The 1,097-nt window shown below is 52.1% G+C and carries 1 protein-coding gene; it reads right to left on the reverse strand.

The window, feature by feature from the left end; translation table 11 throughout:
• A partial coding sequence (locus tag ACJBF3_RS26035) for a DUF1983 domain-containing protein (RefSeq protein WP_406545302.1) occupies positions 1 to 1,097 on the reverse strand: 1,097 nt, incomplete at both ends.

Below are 1,097 nucleotides of genomic sequence, written 5' to 3' on the forward strand. Positions count from 1 at the left end.
CCGTTGATATTGAGAGTGATAGATACCGTGGTGGTTCCTGAAAGTGAAGATACAAAAATCAACGCTTCAAGAAGTGCAGACTTAGAGAGTGCTGATGATCCGGAATCATTAAACGTGATTGTTTGTGTCGCAACCCCGCCGCCGGAAATATTCACGTCAGCGCCTATCCCCATGTTTGCTATATCGCCAATAAAACTCGTGGCCTCAACCGCACCTTTGAAAACGCCGTCAGTTGCGATCACCGTTCCACGAATGGTGACGTTATTGAAAACGGCATAACCCGATTTGTTGATGTGCCAGCCGACGTTCCCGGTTCCGTCCCATGTCGTTGACTGGATGTAATCGCCGATCATCGCATTCTGAATCCACCCCGTACCGATGAATGCCTGGTTGATAAAGGTCTGCCCGTTTTGGATCACAAAAGGCAGCGTAACTGTACCACCTGCCTGAGTAGTGACGGCAAAACGGTCGGCCAGGAAGATTACCTGCGACTGCATCCCTGATGGCGTATTTTCCACCCCGATCCCCATCCCTGCGGCGTAATACTGCCCATTACTCGTTACCCCAACTTTGATGTTGTACATCGCGCTGAGCTGGCCGTTTACGTTCGCAATGGCCTGGGCGTTCGTGGTTATAGAGGCTGTATGTCCATTGACGGTCGCCGTTATGGCGTTTATCTGCGTGGCCGTGGCCTGCTGATAATTCGAAACCGTCTGGCTCATGCTGTTGATGGAGGCTGTATTACCGTTGACGTTCGTCTGCATGCTCAGCAATGCACGTGCTGTTGCTTCCTTCTCAGTGACGATCACCTCATCAATGCGGTCCAGCTGTGCGCTGTTACCTGCAACAGAAGCTGACAGAGTTTTACGCGTGGCCACCTGAGCGAGGTTGGCCTGGATTATCGCAATTGCCGAGTTTTTCACTCCTCCCGTCATTCCATCCATAGACACGCTGATACTGTCGATTCGCTGGCCTAGCGCGGTATCAGCCGTCGCAACGGTCTGCTCAAGCTGTGAGAGGGAAGACGACACGTCACCAACCGTGCTAGAAAGTTCATTAACGCTGGTCTGAACCTGCCCGATGTCCTGCGCATTTTT

The sequence above is a fragment of the Enterobacter sp. PP-008-ECC_S150 genome, assembly GCF_045257065.1.
Classification (GTDB): Bacteria; Pseudomonadota; Gammaproteobacteria; order Enterobacterales; family Enterobacteriaceae; genus Enterobacter; species Enterobacter chengduensis.